Source organism: Bacillus sp. HY001 (assembly GCF_007558965.1).
In the GTDB taxonomy this organism is placed as follows: domain Bacteria; phylum Bacillota; class Bacilli; order Bacillales; family Bacillaceae_G; genus Bacillus_A; species Bacillus_A mobilis.
This window is the reverse complement of record NZ_VLTE01000045.1, coordinates 43,614-65,812: the sequence shown is the minus strand read 5'-3', so window position 1 is coordinate 65,812 and position 22,199 is coordinate 43,614. Positions and strand designations below refer to the sequence as shown.

Here is a 22,199-nt window from a genome sequence, read left to right as displayed (position 1 = left end):
ATAGCCCCCTTTCTTATCCTCCTATATAAGACATTTCAATTTTCGGACGATTTTTTGCACTTTCTTCTGTCCGTTCATCCGAATATCTATCTTTTCTATTCATCCATACATCTTGTATAACACTTACTAACTCATCATCCGAAAGATTCCCTCTAAGAAGTTCCCTTATATCCAATCCTTCGGTCGCAAATAAGCAAGTATAAAACTTTCCATCTGCCGAAATTCTCGCTCTCGTACAAGAGGAACAAAACGATTCAGAAACAGAAGTAATAAAACCGACTTCGACATTTGTTCCAACGTAACGATATCGCTTCGCAACTTCACCGAAATAATGCACTTCAGCCGGCTCAAGCGGATACACGCTATGAATCATTTCAATTAATTCTTGCTTTGTAACGACTTGATCAAAGTTCCATCCATTTGTACTACCAACATCCATAAACTCAATAAACCTAAGCGTGATTCCTTGTTCTTTAAAATAGGCAGCCATCGGAAGTACTTGATGGTCGTTCATCCCTTTTTTCACAACCATGTTTACCTTTACATCAAGCCCGGCCTCTTTTGCAGCCATAATTCCCTTTATAACAGGTTTCGTATTAATATTCCGGCCATTAATGCCCTTAAATACATCATCATCTATTGCATCTAAACTAACATTTACTCTATGTAATCCAGCTTCTTTTAATACTTTTGCTTGTTTCGTTAAATGAATCGCATTTGTCGTTAACCCTATATCTACTAGCCCGTCAATTTTCACGAGACGTGCAATAAGCTTTGTTAAATCTTTACGAAGCAGCGGCTCGCCACCAGTAAGTCTAATTTTTCGTACACCGATGCTAACAAATAGTTTTGCCAAACGCTCAATTTCATCAAACGTCAATAAAAACTCATCTTTCAAAAAAGCATAATCTGGCCCAAAAACTTCCGCTGGCATACAATATGTACATCTAAAATTGCAACGATCAATGACAGATATGCGCAAATCTTGAAGTGGGCGTTCAAAAAAATCTGTAACCATCTCCTGCATCGCCACCCTCCCTTTCTGCCAAATTTCTCTCTTTTCATTCTATTATAATATATTTTCGAACTGCGATGTTTTTGCTCAAGTGAATAAAGTAAAACTTTCCTAACCAATTAGACCGCCTACAAATAACGAGATAAAGTGAAATTCTAATCAGTGGGGACAAAAAACCTTGAAGCATAAAAGCTCCAAGGTTCTCTTCTTATTAACTTAATCTAATAATAGTTAAAGTAGCTCCTGGCGTTGTCGTAGATAATGTAGCTATTGCAAGTAATCCAAATAACTGCAAACTAATAGCAGCTCCAGCAGGCAAATTAGCAATTATTGTCGCATTAAATGAACCTGTGGCTACTGCTGGTGAATTAACGGTTCCTGCAAGTTGAACCCCATTTACAGTTATACGTGAACTTACGAGTAAAGCTGCCGTTATATTAATTGTATAAGCTATATAATAGTTCCCGGCATTTGCAACTGTAAATACAGTATTCGTACCATTAACAGTGATCCCTGGACCAATATTTTGATTGTTCGGTAACGGTACATTCGTACCACCTAATAGAACAGAAATAGCAGTTCCTGATGTGTTATTCGCAAATGAGTATGTTGCAGTTGTACTAACCCCGGTCACACCCGTTGCCCCTGTAGCCCCGGTTACTCCCGCTCCAGTCGGGCCTGTTGGACCTTGAATTCCTTGGGGACCTGTCGCTCCGGTTGCTCCCGTAACTCCAGTTGGACCTTGTATTCCTTGCGGGCCTTGTACTCCGGTTGCCCCAGTGCCCCCTGTTGGACCAATCGGACCTTGTAACCCTTGCACGCCTTGCGGACCTGTTGGACCTATGTCACCTTGAACACCTTGTATTCCAGTTGGACCTTGTGGACCTGTCGGACCCTGCACTCCTTGTATCCCTTGAATTCCCTGTGGACCTTGTGCTCCCGTGGCTCCGGTTTCTCCTTGTATCCCTTGGGGACCTTGTGCACCTTGAATTCCTTGGGGACCTGTTGGACCTTGAATTCCTTGGGGACCTTGGATTCCCTGTGGACCTTGATCTCCTGTCGCCCCAGTTACTCCTTGTATCCCTTGAGGCCCTTGCACTCCTTGCGCGCCTGTTGGACCTTGGATCCCTTGCACTCCTTGTATTCCTTGCGGGCCTTGTAAACCCGTAACCCCTGTTGCCCCTGTTTCTCCGGTCGCTCCTGTCACTCCTGTTAAGCCTGTAGCCCCAGTATCTCCAGTTGCTCCTGTCACTCCTGTTGCTCCTGTTGGTCCAGGTGGTCCACCGGATGGACCTGTCACTCCAGTCGGACCTGATGGCCCCGTTGGACCACTCGGTCCTGCTGGTCCTCCAGAAGGACCTGTTATCCCGGTTGGACCTGTTACTCCTGTCGGTCCTGTAGTTCCTTCCCCTGTCGCTCCGGTTACACCCGTATCCCCTGTTACTCCTGTTGGACCTTGGATCCCTTGTATTCCCTGCGGTCCTTGCACTCCTTGCGCACCCGTCGGACCTTGGATTCCTTGAATACCTTGCACTCCCTGCACTCCCATTGGACCTGTTGGACCTATCGCCCCTTGAGTACCTTGCACTCCTTGTGGACCCTCTGGACCTGTTGCCCCTTGAGTACCTTGAACCCCTTGAATTCCAGTTGCTCCTTGTGCTCCTGTTGCTCCTGTTACACCTTGTATCCCTTGTATTCCCTGAATTCCTTGCGGGCCTTCTGGTCCTGTCGCTCCTACTGGCCCTTGAATTCCTTGGATTCCTTGTGGGCCCTCTGGACCTGTTGCTCCAGCTGGTCCTGGCACACCTTGGATTCCTTGTGGACCTTGAAGTCCTTCTGGTCCTTCTGGTCCTGTTGGTCCTATATCTCCCATCGGCCCTTGTATTCCTTGCACTCCTTGTGGTCCTGTTTCTCCTGTTGGACCTGGTACCCCTTGTATTCCTTGTGGACCTTGATCACCTGTTGCTCCTGTTACACCTTGAGGTCCAATAGATCCCTGGATACCTTGCGGACCTTGATCTCCAGTTGCACCTGTTATCCCTTGAATCCCCTGAACCCCTTGGATCCCTTGCTCACCAGTTACTCCCGTCGGACCAGGAATACCTTGAATACCTTGAGGACCTTCTGGACCGGTTGGTCCAATCGGCCCTTGAACTCCTTGTATTCCTTGCAAGCCCTGTGCTCCTGTGCTTCCAGTTGGACCTGTAGTTCCCGCTGCTCCAGTTACACCTGTACTTCCTGTTGCCCCTGTAGTTCCCGTTGCTCCCGTCGCTCCTGTACTTCCACTCGGTCCACCACCCGGTCCTGTCGCACCAGTTGGCCCCGTCGGACCAGGAGGTCCTCCTGATGGGCCAGTGATTCCTGTTGGACCTGTTATGCCAGTTGAACCTGTAACCCCTTGACCAGTTGCTCCTGTTGGACCAGTACTTCCACTCGGTCCTTGTGGGCCTTGTATCCCCTGCACTCCTTGTATACCTTGTGGACCAGTTACTCCAGGTAATCCTTGCACACCTTGAATTCCTTGAGCTCCCTCTGGTCCAGTAGCTCCAATCGGTCCCTGTAATCCTTGTATCCCCTGTACTCCTTGTGCCCCAGTCGCTCCGGTTGGACCAATTGGACCTTGTAACCCTTGCACTCCCCCCGGTCCTGTCACTCCTGTTTCTCCTTGTGGTCCCCTCAATCCTTGTGGTCCCTGCTGTCCTTCTGGTCCTGTTGCCCCCATTTGTCCAGCTGGTCCTTGAATTCCTTGCACTCCTTGAGGTCCTGTCGGTCCCATCTCCCCCATCGGACCTTGTAATCCTCTTGGTCCTTGAGGGCCTGTTGGACCTTGGGGACCGGTTGGACCAGTTATCCCAATGCCAGTAAATCCCGTTGGAACGGGAGGAAAGGTAGGTCCAATAAGATTTGGTGAAATTCGAAAATTAGAGTTTAACGAATGTTGTTGCCTTTTCTTATCACGCTCTTTCACACTTTCACCACCTACAAACCATCTTTTTCACATGAAACAAACCTCTTCTTCTTAATATGTATTTTCAAAAACAAACTCAAAGACTATTTTTATTTTAAATAATAAAAAACCCCTTAATTTCTTAAGGGAGTCCAGCAATTGAATCCATATTATCTGTATTAGGGACAGCTTGTGCTATGCTCGATGCATTTACACTTTGCCCCATATTTGCTCCTGTTACAGTACCGGCAGGAGTTCCCCTTGTATAGGTTGTCGTCACCGAGTCTCCAGGCTGTAAACAAAGCTTCGTCTCCGTTCCTATTACTGTAACAACATCAATCCAAGTACACCCCATTGAACCACTATACGATTTCGTAGCAGTAAATGAAGTATCACTCAAATTATCACCGGTAAATATATTACCAGTGTTATTCACAATAACAAATTCTTTTATATGAGCAGGCATAATCACACTCTACCTTTCCTCTATGAACCTAATGTACGTGTACTCGTTGCTAATGGCGGAAGAAACACTGATGTTCGAATCACTGCTTCTGGCTGTCTTTTCCCATTTAAAAAAATAGCCGCACTCGATCCTCCAGCACCTGCATATATTTTTGCTACAGCTAAAGGTGAGATATCATAACAATCGCCGACATTAACAGCCCCTGTATTATTAATAATTTTTACTTTCCGCAAGTTAATCCCCATTTACCTATCCCCCTTTTGTACACTGTATGCAAAATAAAAAAACTTGAAACAAACACGTTTCAAGTTTTTTTAAGCTACTTATTTCGTTTCACCTTCATATTGAAGCATGCCGCCAACCATGTTCATTGTTTTAAATCCTTGCTCATTTAAATAGTGGCATACATTTTCACTGCGCATTCCCGAGCGACAAATAAAGATATATTCATTCTCTTTATCAAAGAAATCTACTTTATTTGGGATATCACCCATTTTAATATGTACAGCTTCTGGAATTTTCCCTGCTGCTACTTCTTCATCTTCCCTTACGTCTACTAAAAATAACGTTTCACCATTTTCTAAACGTTCTTGCACTTCTTCTGTAGTGATTGTTTTAACTTCTGTCATATTTCGTTCCTCCTTATATACAATAAAACCTTTAGTCTCTTCCTTAAAAAGCATGTCTAATCAATTTTAGCATGCGAAAGAAAGAACGCAAAGAATGCAAAATTTATTTCTCAATTTTCTCGCAAAACTTATTCTTTACAAACATAACTCGTGCATTGTATTCTCAATATACTTGTTTTATGAAAGGAGCCAATGAAAATGACACTTTTTCTTTTCATTACCGGCATCATTTTCTTAATCGCTGCAATTATTGCTCTTAGTATGAAAAATAATAAAAAGATAAAATCGCCACAAGAAATATCATTCTTATTTCTATTACTTAGTATAGCGTTCTTCGGTATAGCAATTGCCACATATATTTTCCGTCTACAAATCATGTAAAAAAAGGTGCCTACCACATACATTGCACCTTTTTCATACCATTTATTTTCTACACAAAACTAGATACTTTCCGATTTAAAAACTCATAAACCTTTTTTTCAAATAAATGAATATCAAATGCTCCCGCCATATGCCCATTTATACTTTCTATCTCATATACTTCCGCATACTTCCCTTGTTTTTGCAACATGTCAACCATTTTATAATTATAACGTGACGGCTGAAGCAAATCTTGTTTACACGGAATCATAAGTACATTTGCTTCTATATGAGACAGTGCCTCTTCTAAAGACGAAAATCCATGCGCAATATCATGTAATAAAACTGCTTTCGCCGTGTATATCCATGAATTTGCATCTACTAACTCTATACCTCTATATGTCACTTTATTTATTTCTTTCTCAAATGACGTCAATGTAGAAACCTTTTCATAAGGGTCTACTTCTATACTATTACGAGGGAATGTTGTTTCATAAAAATGCTCATCAAACGCGTTCATAAACATCATTCTATTTGCCAAATGAAGCCCCTTCATTGGCTGCTCTTCTCCATATTTTCCGCCCCTCCAACTTTGATCTAGTTGAATGGCCTCAATAGCATTTTGCGCTACATTTACTGACGTAATAATTGGATTTTGTGGGTTCGTAATAACACCAATCATCCGCTCTACCATATGAGGATAATGAACAGCCCATTGCTGCGCAATCATCCCGCCAGCTGACGGTCCCATTACAGCATGTAGCCTTGCGATTCCCATATCTTTTATTAACTCATATTGCATACGAGCTACATCAAGAAATGTAAAAACCGGAAAATCCATCGCATATTCATCTCCAGTTTTCGGATCAATTGATTTCGGTCCTGTTGTAAACACATAAGGATTTTTCACCTGCACATTACAAAGATTATCAGTACATATAACAAAGTATTTATTTGTATCAATTGCTTTTCCAGGTCCAATTAAACCATCCCACCAACCAGAATCCTCATCATGCGCTGTATATTTTCCTGCTGCGTGACTCGTTGCACTAAAATAATGGCATACCAAAATCACATTTGACCTTTCTCTATTTAAAGTACCATACGTCTCATACCCCATTTGAACAGGAATTTCCCTACCATTTTCAAACGTAAACTCCCTTAAAACAAACTTCTCTTTTTTTACAATTTGCACAGACTCTCCCTCTTCCCGTTATAGTATGAACTGCTTACTACATGTTTTTTTCTATGCAAACCAAACTCCTTCTTCTTTTCATAAATAAATGAATAATATACAAAATTAGCCACAAAATAGCACTATATTACACAATCAAAGAGGGAATACATATGATTTGGAATTGGCTACGTAAGAAAAAAAAATCAAATACAACAAAGAAAAACGAAACAGATAACTTGGAGCAACAACCTAACAATCCAGAGGATGATAACAAAGAACAAACTAGAAGTATGAAACATAATAAAGTTAGCAATGGCGCGCAAAAAAAAGAGGAAAACAAGGATTCTTCTCAGGATCAACAACAACACTCTAAACAAAACGACTCAGATCAGAATCAGCAGCAAAGTTCTAAACAAGACCACTCGAATCAGGATCAACAACAACAACACTCTAAGCAAGACGACTCAGATCAGAATCAACAACAACACTCTAAACAAGACGACTCGGGTCAGCAGCAACAGCAACATTCTAAACAAGACGACTCGAATCAGAATCAACAACAACATTCTAAACAAGACGACTCGGATCAGAATCAACAACAACACTCTAAACAAGATGACTCGGATCAGAATCAGCAACAAAACTCTAAACAAGATAACTCGGATCAAAATCAACAACAAAGCTCTAAACAAGGTAACTCGGATCAAAATCAGCAGCAAAGCTCTAAACAAGGTAACTCGGATCAAAATCAGCAGCAAAACTCTAAACAAGATAACTCGGATCAAAATCAACAGCAAAACTCTAAACAAGATAACTCGGATCAAAATCAACAGCAAAGCTCTAAACAAGGTAACTCGGATCAAAATCAACAGCAAAACTCTAAACAAGATAACTCGGATCAAAATCAACAGCAAAGCTCTAAACAAGGTAACTCGGATCAAAATCAGCAGCAAAACTCTAAACAAGATAACTTGGAGCAAGATCAACAACAAGGCTCTGGAAATAATAGTATTTATGATTTTACGAAACCAGGAAAAGACCGTATTCATTCTCTACAAGATTTAATAGAGAAGCTCAAAAAGTCTAGTGATTTTGTTAATTACCATACATCTGATGATGAAACGATGCCCTATTGGATTTCTTACTATCGCCCTTCGCTTGATGGAGAGAAATTGCAAAAATATTTAATGCCTACTCTTTTAGAACGACCTAACGCTTCACTAGAAGAGCTGAAAGAACATATTCCGATGAGCGGCATTACAATCACGAACGATTTACAAAAAATTGAGGATATGGTGTTAAAAGGACATGCGATTATTCAATTGAACCAGCAAGATCAAAAATGTATGCTTGCAAACATCGCGATTGATAATTATCGTGCACCAACTCCTCCTTTAAACGAATCGACTGTTATCGGTCCTCAAGAAGGTTTCGTAGAAGACATTGATACAAATATTAATTTAGTTCGAAAACGTCTTCCTGTTTTGGATTTACAAACAAAAGAAATGATTGTCGGCGAGTTTTCAAAAACAAAAGTTGTCATGATGTATTTAGACAACCTCGCTGAAAAAGATAATGTGGATTTTCTCGAGGAGTCATTACGTGCTCTTGAGTATGATCAAATTAATGATAGTGCTTATATACAAGAATTAATGGGTGAAAAGTCAATTTTCCCTCTCTATATCAATACAGAACGTACTGATAGAGTTACAAAAGCACTTATTGATGGGAAAATTGCTATTTTTGTGGATGGTTCTCCAAGCGTTCTACTAACGCCTGTATCCTATTTCGATTTTTTCATTTCACCAGAAGACTATAACGTCTCTTGGCTATATGCTACATTTTCAAGGATTTTAAGGTTAATCGCCGTTCTATTTTCAATCTGTGCTACACCGTTATACGTTGCAGTTTTAAATTATCATTATGAACTTATTCCAAGTGATTTACTTGAAACTTTGATTTTATCAAGGGCACAAGTACCGTTCCCACCTTTAATTGAAGCACTCTTTTTAGAACTTGCAATCGACTTATTAAGAGAGGCTGGCGCAAGGTTACCGATGAAAGTTGGTCAAACGCTCGGTATTGTAGGCGGTATCGTAATCGGACAGGCATCTGTACAAGCTGGTTTAACGAGTAATATTTTATTAATTATCGTTGCCTTATCAGCACTCGCTTCCTTTATTACACCTATTTATAAAATGGGTAATGCTGTTCGATTACTACGATTCCCGTTTCTTATGTTTGCAGAAATAGGCGGATTGTTCGGGATTTCTCTTGGATTTATCTTCTTATTTACTCATCTATTTAGACTTACTTCCTTACGCAAGCCGTACGCTTTGTTTTATCCGACGAGACAACAATCGGTTAAGGACTCTTGGATTCGTTTTCCTTTAACGATGATTGATACAAGGGATGTACAAGCAAGGCCACAACATGTAAAAAAATCAGCAAAAGGGATTTCAACAAAACACAGATCGGATTTTGATGATTAAGGAATGAGGTGCATTGATGAGTAAAGTTCAAGAAAAATATCAAATATCTCCTGTCTTTGTTTTCTTCTTAATTCACGGTGCACAGTTTGGAGCTGGCGTTCTCGGCTTCGCTCGAATCACCGCTAAGGCCGCTGGATACGACGGATGGATGGGTGTTCTAATCACAGGACTCTGTATCCATCTCCTTATATGGATGATGTATTTTTTATTAAAAGAAACAAACGGAAATTTAATTGATTTACAACGACAAACGTTCGGAAAATGGATAGGGAACGTCTTTAATATCATTTTTGCAGCTTATTTTTTAACTCTCAGTATTTCCGTCATTCGAACGTATGTTGAAATTATTCAAGTATGGATGTTCCCAACTGCTTCCACCTTTATGTTAACACTCTTTTTGTGCTTAGTTAGCTATTACATTATTTCTTCTGGATTTCGTGTCATTACTGGTATTTGCGTCATCTCTGTTGGTGGTACACTAGGATATTTATTTTTAAGCTTATTCGTTTTGAAATACTCACATTGGGAGAATTTACTGCCTATATTCACACATTCTTTTTCAGATATTTTAAAATCCGCTCATCTTTCCATATATAGCATGACAGGATTTGAAGTGTATCTCATGATTTATCCGTTTGTGAAAAATCCGAAGCAATCTCATAAATACGCTCAATACGGGGCACTATTTTCAAATCTTCTATATTTATTTAGCACCCTTTTAGCCTTTGCATTTTTTAGTGAAAAACAATTGCTAAAAACAATATGGTCGCAGCTTTCTATGACCCAAGTCATTCAATTACCCTTCATAGAAAGGCTAGAATATATTGCAATCTCAGGCTATGCACTTGTTATCATTACAAGTTTTATCCTTCCCTTATGGGCAGCAACAAGAGCAACACATGAAATATTCCGTGTAAAACAAAGAGGTGTTTTAATCGCTTTTTTCTTTATCACTCTCATTGTTTCACAACTTTTAACAAACAGACACGATATTAATAACTTTATTAGTAATGCATCGAAGGTTAGTTTTTGGCTCATTTATGTATACATCCCAATCCTATTTATTATTGTGTGGGTGAAAAGAAAATGGAAAAAATCAAAAGCAAATTAATACTTATTTTTTGTATAGCACTTTTTAGTTTAACTGGATGTTTACAAAAAAATATTATCGATGATGTACAACTTATTCAAGGAACCGTTTTTGATACAGCAAAGGATCGTAAAGTAAAAGTGACATTCGTTTGTCCCATTCAAAAAAAAGGAAATAAAGTTCAAGTTTTTGAAGGCACCGCAAATGCCGTAAAACAAGTAAAAGCAGACACATCTTTAGAGTCTTCTCAACCATTTGCTAGCGGACAAATGCGTGTCGCTCTATATACTATAAAACTTGCCAAAAAAGGCATGTCTACTTCATTCGATACATTACTTCGAGATGTGAATATAGGGAACGCTTTATATGTTGCTTTACTTGAAGGTAATGGTACTGAACTTTTGAAAGGGAAATATTCGACTTCATACAACGTTGCAATTTATATGAAAAAATTGTTAGAGCATAACATGGAAACTGGTCCTTTACCAAAGGATAATCTGCATGTAGGAGCATTCCGTTATTATCAAGAAGGGCAAGACTACTATATTCCAATTTTAAAAAAACATGGTGATAAAATAAAAATCAATGGAATTGGTCTTTTTAAAAAGGATAAATATATCGGTAAAATTGCGGAAAAAGATATGTTCATATTTAAAGGATTATTAGAAAAACATAAATTAGATTCACATGAATTTAAAACCGATTCTGCGTACGTAATGATTAATAATATTCGTTCTGTTCCAACTTACGATATTAAGATTAAAAACGGAAAGCCTTCTTTCTTCATTCACGTTCATCTTGAGGCGCGCATTCAAGAACTATCGAAACAAATTAACTTAGAAAATAACAAGAACTCAAAAAAAATTGAAAAAAACGTCCAAAAACAATTAAATACACAAGCTGCTAAATTAATTAAGCAGTTTAAATCTTTAGACGTTGATCCCCTCGGACTAGGAGCAAAATATAAACAACATTATCGTCCATTCAAGTTAGAAGAGTGGAAACAAATGTACAAAGATGTCCCTGTTACTATAAAATACACCGTAAATATTACAAATTCTGGTGTAATTGAATGAGAAATGATTGAACTCCTCTCTCCAGCATGATACAACGGAAAGAGGAGTTTTTATTTTAGATAGAGAGAGAAGATATTTATGGGGGAGCTTATGTCTAAAAAATTAGTAAAGCCTATTTTAAATGGTATTTTATTTCTCGGCGTCTTTTTATTTGCTCATACATACTTAAAAAATGTTTCCTTCACACGTTATTTACTTGTCGTTATACCGATGTTGCTCGTTGGTATGTTTGGCATTGATCTTATTTTATCCATTTTAATAAAAGAAGAAAAATAACGAGCAGGGCCGTCCCAAAAGTATTCTGGGATGGCTTTCTTTTATTAATGGATTATGTTTTGTCGTTTAGTCGATACAATATTTCCCTATCTAAACTAAAAGATGAAACTTTTGGACAGCCCCTTTTCATTTCATAATCACCTTATGTTACAATGAGATTCGGCACAAAGCGAGAAAGGATGAAACAACATGAAGAACGAAAAAGGTTTAGATAAAGGATTCGAACTTGTTGCGAAAATGCATGAAGAGTTCGGACATCCTGTGACAAATACTCCAACAAAATTAACAGAAGAACGTGCAAAAATCCGCGCAAGTTTTATGCAAGAAGAGTTAGAAGAATTTCTAGAAGCAACGACTGTTGAAGATCAATATGATGCACTGATTGACCTTATTTACTTTGCATTCGGAACGTTTGCTGAAATGGGCGTACGTCCAGATAAAGGATTCGAAATTGTAAATAATGCAAACATGGCAAAATTATTCCCTGATGGGAAGCCTCGATTCCGCGAAGGCGATGGCAAAATTCTAAAACCAGAAGGCTGGCAAGCACCCGAGCCACAACTTCGTGCTGAAATCGAACGCCAACGACAAGAAGCTGAAAAAAACTGCTAGGATTTCCTAGCAGTTTTTTATTATGTCTTTTTTTCTGCAAGTCATTAATGACCCACGTGTCCCGCGTGTCCTGCTGCTCCACCAATACTAGCCGCTCCTGCTGCTGCCCCTGCTCCTCCTGCTCCAATTCCACCTGTCCAAGGAGAAGATTGTTGCTGTTGTTGATATTGCTGATATTGTTGGTGTTGTTGGTGTTGTTGGTGACCGTGCTGACCTTGTTGGCCGCCTTGGTGGTGATGGCCATGGTGACCTTGTTGGCCTTGGTGGTGATGATGACCATGGTGACCTTGTTGGCCTTGATGGTGATGATGACCATGGTGACCTTGTTGGCCTTGGTGGTGATGATGACCATGCTGGCCTTGATGCGTTTGGTAAAGAACAGCTTGTGGATGAATGTGGTGTTGACCGTGGTGATGTACTTGTTGTTGATGACCATGGTGGCCATGGTGATGATGGTGTCCATGATGACCATGTTGACCTTGATGATGATGGTGTCCATGATGGCCATGTTGACCTTGATGATGATGGTGTCCATGATGGCCGTGCTGACCTTGGTGATGATGGTGTCCATGATGGCCATGTTGACCTTGATGGTGGTGATGTCCATGATGACCGTGAACAACTTGCGGATACCCGCCTATTCCTCCAGCTACAACACCTATTCCTGGTACCGGAAATCCTGTCTGCACTCCTCCAACGAAAGAAGGAAATGTAGTTGGTGCTCCTACTGGAAATCCTGTCTGTACGCCAGCTACTGATGTTGGAAAGCTTCCTGTTACTGTAGGCATTCCAGCCCCTGCTGTCGAAAATCCTCCCATTGATGTCGGCATTCCAGTTTGCATACCAGCTACCGATGTTGGAAAGCCTCCTGCTCCATCCATCCAGCTCGGAATTCCACCGTATCCTTGTTGGCCAGCTCCTCCCATTAACATCATTTGTTCATAACTACCCGACCCACCTCCGAAGAAGCCATGTGGTGCATTATTATCCATCCCTTTCATTCCTTTCACCTCTTCTACTCATTTTAGCCTACCTTTTTTATCATATTTCCTATAGAAAAATAGGTGTTTGTCTGTATTGGAATTCCGCTCTTTTATTTGTACGTAATAGAATAATTGAAAACGTAGACTAAGGTGATCCAGAAATTATTTTCTACACAAAAAAGCTCAGAGTATAAATACTCTGAGCTTTTTATAGAATAAATTAGTTTGCAACAATGTTAACAAGTTTGCCAGGAACTACAATTACTTTACGAACTGTTTTTCCTTCGATTTGGTCTTGAATTGCTTCAAGTGCAAGTTGTTCCATTTCTTCTTTTGATGCGTCTTTACTCATTGTTAGTTTTGCGCGAACTTTGCCCATAACTTGAACAACGATTTCAACTTCATCTTCTACAAGTTTAGACTCATCAAATGTTGGCCAGCTTGCATATGTGATTGTTTCATTGTATCCAAGTTTGCTCCATAGTTCTTCTCCGATGTGAGGTGCAACTGGTGCAATCATTTTTACGAAACCTTCTACATATTCTTTTGGAAGTGTTTCAGCTTTGTATGCATCATTGATGAATACCATCATTTGAGAAATCGCTGTGTTGAAGCGAAGCTCTGCATAGTCTTCTGTTACTTTCTTCACTGTTTGGTGGTAAGCCTTTTCAAGCTCTTTATTTGGTGCATCCGTAATTTTCTCACTTAATTCACCGTTATCTTGAATGAATAGACGCCATACGCGGTCTAGGAAACGACGCGCTCCGTCAAGACCATTTTCAGACCAAGCGATTGAAGCATCTAATGGTCCCATGAACATTTCGTATAGACGAAGTGTATCTGCACCGTGGCTTGCTACGATATCATCAGGGTTTACAACGTTACCTTTTGATTTACTCATTTTCTCGTTGTTTTCACCTAGAATCATACCTTGGTTGAATAACTGTTGGAACGGCTCTTTCGTTGGAACTACACCGATATCGTATAATACTTTATGCCAGAAACGAGCATATAGTAAGTGAAGTACAGCGTGCTCCGCTCCGCCGATATAAATATCAACTGGAAGCCATTGTTTTACTTTCTCAGGATCTACAAGTGCTTCGCTGTTGTTTGGATCGATGTAACGTAGGTAATACCAGCAGCTACCAGCCCATTGTGGCATTGTGTTCGTTTCACGACGACCTTTTTTACCAGTTTCAGGATCAACAACATTTACCCACTCTTCAATGTTCGCAAGTGGTGATTCACCTGTACCTGAAGGACGGATGTTTTCTGTTTTCGGAAGAACTAATGGTAATTCTTCTTCTTTCACAGCTGTCATTGTGCCATCTTCCCAGTGGATTACTGGAATTGGCTCACCCCAGTAACGTTGACGGCTGAATAACCAGTCACGTAGACGGTATGTTACTTTTTGATTTCCTGCGCTCGTTACTTCAAGCCATTCAATCATTTTTGCGATTGCTTCTTCTTTATTTAAACCATCAAGGAATGCTGAGTTTACGTGTGCACCATCACCTGTGTACACTTCTTTCGTAATGTCTCCACCTTTTACAACTTCCTTCATTGGAAGATTGAATACTGATGCGAATTCATAGTCACGCTCATCGTGAGCTGGAACTGCCATTACAGCACCTGTTCCGTAAGTTGCAAGAACGTAATCAGCGATCCAGATTGGTAATTTCTCACCGTTTACTGGATTAACTGCGTAAGCACCAGTGAATACACCAGTTTTTTCTTTCGCAAGCTCTGTACGCTCTAGGTCACTCTTCATTTTTACAGCGTTAATGTAAGCTTCTACTGCTTCTTTTTGTTCCGCCGTTGTAATTTCAGCAACAAGTGCATGTTCCGGAGCAAGTACACAGTATGTTGCACCGAATAATGTATCAGGACGCGTTGTGAAAACTGTGAACTTCTCATCTGTACCATCGATGTTGAAATGTACTTCTGCACCTTCAGAACGACCGATCCAGTTACGTTGCATATCTTTTAAGCTTTCTGGCCAATCAAGCTCATCTAGATCTTCTAATAGACGATCTCCGTAAGCTGTAATTTTTAACATCCACTGTCTCATCGGACGACGCTCAACTGGATGTCCGCCGCGCTCACTCTTACCGTCAATGATTTCTTCGTTTGCAAGTACTGTACCAAGTGCTGGGCACCAGTTTACAGGTACTTCATCAACGTAAGCTAAGCCTTTTTCAAATAGTTTTAGGAAGATCCATTGTGTCCACTTATAGTAGTTTGGATCTGTTGTATTTACTTCACGATCCCAATCATAAGAGAAGCCTAATGCTTTAATTTGATTACGGAACGTATTAATATTAATCTCTGTAAATTCTGCCGGGCTGTTTCCAGTATCAAGTGCATATTGCTCTGCTGGAAGACCGAATGCATCCCATCCCATTGGATGAAGAACGTTATATCCTTGCATACGCTTCATACGAGATAAAATATCTGTCGCTGTATAACCTTCTGGATGTCCTACGTGTAGGCCTGCACCTGATGGATATGGGAACATATCTAGTGCATAAAATTTTGGTTTTTCTGTCTCATCTGGCGTACGGAATGTTTTATTCTCTTCCCAGTACCCTTGCCACTTCTTCTCAATATCTTGATGATTAAAGCTCATGAGATACCCTCCTTGAAATTCTATTTATTTTCACCGCCCAAAATACAAAAAACCTCTCATCCCTAGAAAGGGACGAGAGGTTATAGATTCCCGCGGTACCACCCTAAATTAATGTACAAATATACATTCGCTTAGATCCGTAACGTGGATTAACGGCAATTGCTACTAATAGTTTCACAACTGCAACTCAAAGGCGAGTTCATAACGAAACGTGGATTGACTTGCACCGACCGTCAACTCTCTAAACCAGCTTCTATTACTACTACTCCTTCTCACTGTTATTACAAATATGAGTTAATGTGAACTACCCACCACTTCGTATCTCTAAAGAGCTTACTTAAAGCGAAGGCTTCTCGGTTAATCGTTACTGTTAATCACTAACGAATTCGTCTTAGGACAGCCGAGCTATCTCCCTTGTTCTAAAGGTTGTTTTATTTAAATATATTCTAAAACATGTTACATGTTCCGTCAAACTAAACTGCAATTTTTTCTTCAACTGTTTCTTCTACTTTTACTCGTTTATCATACATGCTCGTTGCTATAAGCGCTACTACAAGCATTACCATGATTGCTATAAACAATACTTCCATATTGTATAAATCAACAATCGCTCCGCCAACGACTGGTCCGAACATTTTCCCTACAGTCGCCGCGCTATTTACAACGCCCTGATAAAACCCAAGTTTATCTTTTGGTGCAAGTATATTTGCAATGGTCGGAACTGCTGGCCATACAAATAACTCACCAATCGTTAATGTTACCATCGCAACGAGGAACATCGTAAATTGCTGCGCCTGACTTAACACAATGAATGACGCCGCAAAAATGACGATCCCAATCATAATTTGTTGTTTTAAAGAACGCTTCATCCAGCGAATTAACATACTAACAAGTGGCTGCGCACAAACGATCATCGCTCCGTTTATCGTCCATAATAAACTATAATGACGAAGGCTAATATTTAATTCCCGCATATGAGTCGCAATCGCTCCTTGCCACTGTACATATGTAACCCAGCATAAAGCATATGCTACACATACGATAAGAAGTGCTTTGAATCCAGGTGTAAGCGACCAGCCTTTTTTCGTTTCGACTTCTTTTTGTACGCCCGGCTCTTTTTTGTCTTCCATACCACGGAATCCGATAAAAGCAATTAAGAAGAAAACAAAGTATAAAATAAAGTTCGCTAAGAAAATATAATCAAAACGATACGATGCAACTAATCCACCACATGCTGTTCCGATCGCAATACCAACGTTTTGTCCAACATACATCGCATTAAATGCTCGTCTTCCGCCCTCTGGCCAAACCGTACCAACCATCGCATACATCGATGGGAAGACCATTCCAGAACCAAAACCGATTAAGGCTAGCCACACAACATATAACGGCCAACCGTGGAAGAACACAAGACCTAAAATCGATACGAGTGTAATAACAATCCCTACTAAAGTTGATTTATAACCGCCCCATTTATCAAATAAAACACCGCCGAGCAAGTTTCCGATTACACCAGTAAGCGAGTTGATCATTAATACCATTCCGGCCACAGATAAAGATTTCCCTAGGTGATCATGCAAATAAATTGTATTAAAAGGCCATAAAAAAGAAGCACCCGTGACATTAATAATCATCCCAGCTACTAATAGCCATACTTTCCTTGGCATAGTCTCCCCTCCTATTCTATTTTTTCGTTCATCTATAACAGTAAAATTGTAGTCGTTTTTAAATAGGAAGGCAACTGATTAATAGTTGATGAAATTCAGATAACAGCACATCGGTAAATGAAATTATATTAATTACCACTTAAAAATATATCGACTTACCGAAAAAAACGACAGCAGTAACAATATATAAAAAGGGGAGACTGCATGAAGTTCATACAGTCTCCCCTTTTTATAACTATCCAACTTCTTTTTCTCGTTTCGCACGTTCTTTCGCACTCCATTTAAATATCTTATCTAATAGAGAGTATATTCTCCCAGACTCTTTCGTTAATAACGGACCTAACGATGCTAATATTAAAACGTACAGTGCAGAGAACGGTTTAATCGCTGCCATTAAGCCACCCGCAATGCCGATATTGGCTACAATAATGGAGAACTCTCCGCGTGATACGAGTGTTAAACCGATATTCGTAGAAGCCTTATGCGATAACCCGGCTTTACGTCCCGCAATCATTCCAGCTGTAAAATTCCCGATAAGTGTAATAAAAACTGCTCCTAACGCCAACCACACTGCTCCTCCAAGTGAAAACGGATCTATACTTAAACCGAAGCTGAAAAAGAATATAGCTCCAAAGAAATCACGAAACGGGACGACGAGATGCTCAATCCGATCGCTATGCTCTGTTTCAGAAAAGACGAGTCCTAACAATAATGCTCCAATCGCCTCAGCAACATGAATCGTTTCTGAAAATCCTGCTACAAAGAATAAAATAGCGAATATTACGATAATAAAAATTTCATTTGACGAAATATCTAATATTTTATTTAGAAACGGCGTAGCTTTTCTAGCGACTACAAAGAATAGTAGCATATATCCTACTGCGATTAATACCGATGTAAGAGCACCTACAAATGATGTTGCGCCCCCAAGTACTAACCCTGAAACGACTGATAAATATACAGCTAAAAAAATATCATCAAACATAATGATCCCTAATATTAATTCAGTCTCTTTATTACCAGATCTTCTTAAATCAACAATTACTTTTGCAACAATTGCACTCGATGAAATTGTAATGATTCCAGCAATAATTAATGTTTCTAATAAGGGGAAGCCCATCACATATCCATAAAGCAAGCCTAATATGAAATTAAGCGATATGTGGACAGTCCCCCCGAAAGCAATCGACTTTCCTGATTTAATTAATTTTTTTATTGAGAATTCTAAGCCTAAATAGAATAGGAGGAATATGACGCCAACACGGCCGAGGAAGGAAATAACTTCTCCGCTTTCAATAAACCTTAAATCGATAAGTCCTAAATCTGGGGCATGAGGCCCCACTAACATACCGAGTATAATGAGAAACGGAATAATCGAGAACTTTAACTTCGCAGCGAGGATAGCTGCAAAAGCTACTAATACTAACGCAGTTCCAACTTCAAAGATTAAAGTATCCATCGATTAAGAATCACCTCCTGCTGAAAGCAATTCATTAATAATTCTTTTCACTTCATGTCTCGCGCCCGACAACACGAGCATATCGCCAGCTTCAATAATAGAGTCTGGACCTGGATTAAAGAATTTCTTCATATTCTTTTTCAAAATAGCAATAATCGTTACGTTATATGTTTTTCTGACATGTAAGCTACCAATTGTTTGCTGTACTACCGGTGCCTTATTCTCCACCTTAAACCATTCAATTGATAATCCTTCAAAAGCCATCTCAATTGTGTCTAACGCTTGCGGTCTATATACCATTCCGCCTAATATAGCTGCAATTTGTCTCGCTTCAGAATCACGAAGAGAAATGCTTGAAATACTCTCATCATGATCCGCATCAAAATGATACATTTCTCTCCGGCCATCATCATGAATCACGATAACCATTTTTTCATTACCTTTTGTAATTACTTCAAACTTACAACCAATACCCGGAAGTTCACTTTCTCTAATATTCATATTTTCCGCCTCCTAAATTTTTTAGTTACGGCTTTTACAAATCTACATCAATCTCTGTCTTAAACTTTTCATCTTTTGAGATTCCTAAGTACTTGAGTGTTTCTGATGGAGTTGCGTGATGAAAATGCTTTTGCAATAGCGCAATCGCTATTCCTCTTTTGTACGCGTGATATCCAAATGTTTTTCGCATTGAATTCGTTCCAATCTTCCCAACAATTCCAACCGCTTCAGCTGCGCTATGAATAACGCGATACGCTTGTTGGCGTGAGATTGAATTGGTCGTTTTATTAGATTGAAATACGTAGTTTTCTCTTTGAGCATCAATAGATTGTACATACTCTAAAAGTGCTTCTTTTACTTTTGTATTTAAATAAATATCTTGTTTGAATTTTTCATCTTTCACAGGAAGAGAGTAGAACTCTTTAACAGTTCTATCTTCATTTAATACCTCTTCAAATTTCATGCTAAGTAGTTCAGTAATCTTTAATCCCGTGTTAATTCCAATAACAAATAAAAGATAATCTCGCTGCGAGTGCTCTTTTAAATACTTTTTCATAGCCTCAATTTGGCTTATATCTTTTAATGCCTCTACAACTTCCATACATGTATCTCCTCATCTTATGAACGGTAATTTTCTCATTATCCTGTTCATTTTACCTTATCACGCTATGAGATTTCCATGTATTATCCATTATTTTCACAATATACGACTTAGGTCTGACAATTTTTCATTTGGAAATTTGTGATTGTACAAATACGGTGTGGGTAGAAAAATAGGGGATACAAGTTCAGCTTCTTTCTACAGATCGGATTCCTCCTTTCGTTTTTCGGTTGCTGATACTCACATATTATGTTACTTATCTACATTATATTATATATTTCAGTAACATTAAAGTGTTTTTTCTGAAAATACAAAAAGCCGAGTACTTTCACTCGGCCTTTTACCTATTAATCTTCTTTCGGAAGAACAATTCCTTTATACAATTGAACTGTAATGAAGTAATAAATCGCATAAATAACTACGAAAATTACGATTGGTAACCAAATACGGAAGTAAGGATCTATTAAAATAAATCCGAAAATATTCATACCAACTAATACGTGAGCGATACCCACAATTGCTGGGAATAAGAATACTAAGAATAACTCTTTATAAATTGATTTCGTTAATAACTCACGGCGCACACCGATTTTACGAAGCATTTGATAACGCGTAATATCTTTTGATGCACCAGAAAGAATTTTAAACATTAAACAGCTTGCCATCATTGCTAAGAACGCAATTCCAAGGAAGAATCCCATAAATACTGTTCCACTCGCAACCCCATAAAACATATCGTAAGATTGATATTTACTATTCATCTGTTCAGCTTTTACATTTTTATATTTAACTAGCTGCAACTCGTCAAGTTTTTTCCATTCTTTTGTGTATGCTACAAAATCATCTGTTTTTCCAGTAACTACGATTCCTTCTTTACCATTTACAGTATCGTACATTTTCTGATCTACAATTTTAATTGCCTGATCTTGATATAGATAAAATGGCTGAATTGTTCTGAAAGCTTCGTCCCATTCTTCTGGAAGTTCTTTAGCGTTCGCATCTTTTTCATTCATTTCTCTAGAAACCGCACCTACCGGTAGTTCCTCTGAAACTTTCTTTGTTTTTCCTAAATCCTTCATACTTTCCATCTGTTTTGTATCTTGTATGAAAGGAGGATTTTTCTCTAAATCTTCTTTTACATAATAAACGTATTTATTATCAACTTTGTAACGATATTCATTTTTCTCTTTAAATGTAATACCATCTAAAATTTTCTTTTCCTCAGCTGTTGGATTGTGAACAACTGAATCATATATTACTAAACCATCAACCATTTTTATAACGTTATTTTTAAACGCCATACCACCTGAAATTGCGCCAGCTCCAAGCGCAACTAACATTGCCACTGTTGCAAGTACTTTCGTTAAGCTATTAATACGGAAGTTTAATTGTGCAAATGTAAAAGCATTAAGTCCTTTTTCACTACGTTTTTTATTACTCTTTAACTTTTTAATAATAACCGGGAGAAGTGAACCAAATAGCATGTAAGTACCAGCTGTTGTTGTAACTAATGCAATAAGGATTCCTATTTCTCTTAGTTTTTCCATGTAAATCATCGATGCATAGCCAATTCCTAATAAAATAACAGCAAGGATTGCAACGACACCTGTCATTTTTCCTTTTACTGCAACACGCTCTGTTTGTGCATCTGCATGTACGAGTTGCAATACAGAAATACGTGATAACTTAATACTGTTCATAATTGCTGATAATACAAATAGTGCAAAGAAGAAGATGCAAGTAACAGTCATAGATGGTAGATAAAATGCTTTATACCCTTCACCAGCAAATTCAAGCTGTTTCATTAATAACTGTCCGATACCTTCTGCAAGCCCTACACCAACTGTAATACCAATCGCAAGAGACGCAGCACCTAATACAATCGTTTCAATAAACATAAGCAATGTAACTTTATGTTTTTTTGCTCCTAACATCATATACATGCCAAACTCTTTTTGACGAAGAGATAATAAGAAAGAGTTCGCATATAAAATATAGAAGAACGTTATAATGGCTAGTAAAAATGAACCTGCTTGGAATACGAATCCAATTGATTGAATAACTGAATTAGATTCGATAAACGCTTTATTCAGCGCTAACGTTTGGAACATATAAAAAATTGAGATAGACATGACAAGACCAACCAGTAAGACGATATAATCTTTTAACTTACTTTTCAGCCCCGACATGGAAAGTTTAAATAACATACTAAAACCTCC

The 22,199-nt window shown here is 38.9% G+C and carries 19 protein-coding genes and 1 other annotated feature; of the genes, 6 read left to right on the top strand and 13 right to left on the bottom strand.

The features are described from left to right. Window positions 1-13: 13 nt before the first annotated feature. The 5 genes from moaA to FOT98_RS20645 all read right to left on the bottom strand — a co-directional run bounded on the left by moaA (window position 14) and on the right by FOT98_RS20645 (window position 5,057). Window positions 14-1,027 (bottom strand): GTP 3',8-cyclase MoaA, encoded by a 1,014-nt coding sequence (gene moaA, locus FOT98_RS20665; protein WP_063262122.1) that lies wholly within the window; start codon window positions 1,025-1,027, stop codon window positions 14-16. 199 nt (window positions 1,028-1,226) lie between these two features. Further along, window positions 1,227-3,983 (bottom strand): BclA-related collagen-like exosporium protein, encoded by a 2,757-nt coding sequence (locus FOT98_RS20660; protein ID WP_063262123.1) that lies wholly within the window; start codon window positions 3,981-3,983, stop codon window positions 1,227-1,229. A gap of 121 nt (window positions 3,984-4,104) precedes the next feature. Further along, the gene (locus FOT98_RS20655; RefSeq protein WP_001110860.1) at window positions 4,105-4,428 is read right to left on the bottom strand and encodes a hypothetical protein; all 324 of its coding nucleotides are present in this window, start codon (window positions 4,426-4,428) and stop codon (window positions 4,105-4,107) included. A gap of 20 nt (window positions 4,429-4,448) precedes the next feature. Further along, complete coding sequence (locus FOT98_RS20650) at window positions 4,449-4,673, bottom strand: spore germination protein (RefSeq protein ID WP_000512461.1); 225 nt, start codon at window positions 4,671-4,673, stop codon at window positions 4,449-4,451. Window positions 4,674-4,751: 78 nt separating this feature from the next. Continuing rightward, on the bottom strand, window positions 4,752-5,057 hold the full coding sequence (locus FOT98_RS20645; RefSeq protein WP_000141210.1) for a rhodanese-like domain-containing protein: 306 nt from the start codon (window positions 5,055-5,057) through the stop codon (window positions 4,752-4,754). Window positions 5,058-5,255: 198 nt separating this feature from the next. Here FOT98_RS20645 and FOT98_RS20640 point away from each other — a divergent pair, with 198 nt between their 5' ends. Further along, window positions 5,256-5,438, top strand: coding sequence for a hypothetical protein (locus FOT98_RS20640; RefSeq protein WP_016085879.1), 183 nt, complete (start codon window positions 5,256-5,258; stop codon window positions 5,436-5,438). Between the two features lie 49 nt (window positions 5,439-5,487). Here FOT98_RS20640 and FOT98_RS20635 read toward each other — a convergent pair whose 3' ends face one another. Further along, complete coding sequence (locus tag FOT98_RS20635) at window positions 5,488-6,612, bottom strand: homoserine O-acetyltransferase family protein (RefSeq protein WP_063262124.1); 1,125 nt, start codon at window positions 6,610-6,612, stop codon at window positions 5,488-5,490. A gap of 152 nt (window positions 6,613-6,764) precedes the next feature. Here FOT98_RS20635 and FOT98_RS20630 point away from each other — a divergent pair, with 152 nt between their 5' ends. The 5 genes from FOT98_RS20630 (at window position 6,765) to FOT98_RS20610 (ending at window position 12,140) form a co-directional block, all read left to right on the top strand. After that, entirely contained in the window at window positions 6,765-9,086 is a 2,322-nt protein-coding gene (locus tag FOT98_RS20630) for a spore germination protein (RefSeq protein ID WP_144291129.1), read from the top strand. Between the two features lie 16 nt (window positions 9,087-9,102). Beyond that, the gene (locus FOT98_RS20625; protein WP_063262126.1) at window positions 9,103-10,197 is read left to right on the top strand and encodes a spore germination protein; all 1,095 of its coding nucleotides are present in this window, start codon (window positions 9,103-9,105) and stop codon (window positions 10,195-10,197) included. Then, window positions 10,173-11,252 carry a spore germination protein GerHC gene (gerHC, locus tag FOT98_RS20620; protein WP_063262127.1) on the top strand — a complete coding sequence of 360 codons (1,080 nt, stop codon included), beginning with the start codon at window positions 10,173-10,175 and terminating at the stop codon, window positions 11,250-11,252. The genes FOT98_RS20625 and gerHC overlap by 25 nt, the downstream gene beginning before the upstream one ends. Before the next feature lie 90 nt (window positions 11,253-11,342). Beyond that, window positions 11,343-11,528 carry a hypothetical protein gene (locus FOT98_RS20615; RefSeq protein WP_000038782.1) on the top strand — a complete coding sequence of 62 codons (186 nt, stop codon included), beginning with the start codon at window positions 11,343-11,345 and terminating at the stop codon, window positions 11,526-11,528. A 189-nt stretch (window positions 11,529-11,717) separates the two neighbouring features. Then, window positions 11,718-12,140: a pyrophosphohydrolase domain-containing protein gene (locus FOT98_RS20610; RefSeq protein ID WP_144291128.1), complete on the top strand. Its 423-nt coding sequence runs from the start codon at window positions 11,718-11,720 to the stop codon at window positions 12,138-12,140. A gap of 44 nt (window positions 12,141-12,184) precedes the next feature. Here FOT98_RS20610 and FOT98_RS20605 read toward each other — a convergent pair whose 3' ends face one another. The 7 genes from FOT98_RS20605 to FOT98_RS20570 all read right to left on the bottom strand — a co-directional run bounded on the left by FOT98_RS20605 (window position 12,185) and on the right by FOT98_RS20570 (window position 22,187). Further along, on the bottom strand, window positions 12,185-13,141 hold the full coding sequence (locus FOT98_RS20605; protein WP_063262129.1) for a hypothetical protein: 957 nt from the start codon (window positions 13,139-13,141) through the stop codon (window positions 12,185-12,187). Window positions 13,142-13,343: 202 nt separating this feature from the next. After that, complete coding sequence (gene leuS, locus FOT98_RS20600) at window positions 13,344-15,752, bottom strand: leucine--tRNA ligase (RefSeq protein WP_063262130.1); 2,409 nt, start codon at window positions 15,750-15,752, stop codon at window positions 13,344-13,346. 65 nt (window positions 15,753-15,817) lie between these two features. Beyond that, window positions 15,818-16,037: a binding site (T-box leader), on the bottom strand. 188 nt (window positions 16,038-16,225) lie between these two features. After that, window positions 16,226-17,419 carry an MDR family MFS transporter gene (locus tag FOT98_RS20595; RefSeq protein ID WP_063262131.1) on the bottom strand — a complete coding sequence of 398 codons (1,194 nt, stop codon included), beginning with the start codon at window positions 17,417-17,419 and terminating at the stop codon, window positions 16,226-16,228. Between the two features lie 235 nt (window positions 17,420-17,654). Further along, complete coding sequence (locus tag FOT98_RS20590) at window positions 17,655-18,878, bottom strand: cation:proton antiporter (RefSeq protein ID WP_063262132.1); 1,224 nt, start codon at window positions 18,876-18,878, stop codon at window positions 17,655-17,657. A 3-nt stretch (window positions 18,879-18,881) separates the two neighbouring features. Continuing rightward, complete coding sequence (locus FOT98_RS20585; protein WP_063262133.1) at window positions 18,882-19,379, bottom strand: cation:proton antiporter regulatory subunit; 498 nt, start codon at window positions 19,377-19,379, stop codon at window positions 18,882-18,884. A gap of 34 nt (window positions 19,380-19,413) precedes the next feature. Further along, entirely contained in the window at window positions 19,414-19,980 is a 567-nt protein-coding gene (locus FOT98_RS20580; protein WP_063262134.1) for a tyrosine-type recombinase/integrase, read from the bottom strand. 347 nt (window positions 19,981-20,327) lie between these two features. Next, entirely contained in the window at window positions 20,328-22,187 is a 1,860-nt protein-coding gene (locus FOT98_RS20570) for an FtsX-like permease family protein (RefSeq protein WP_063262135.1), read from the bottom strand. Between the last annotated feature and the right edge of the window lie 12 nt (window positions 22,188-22,199).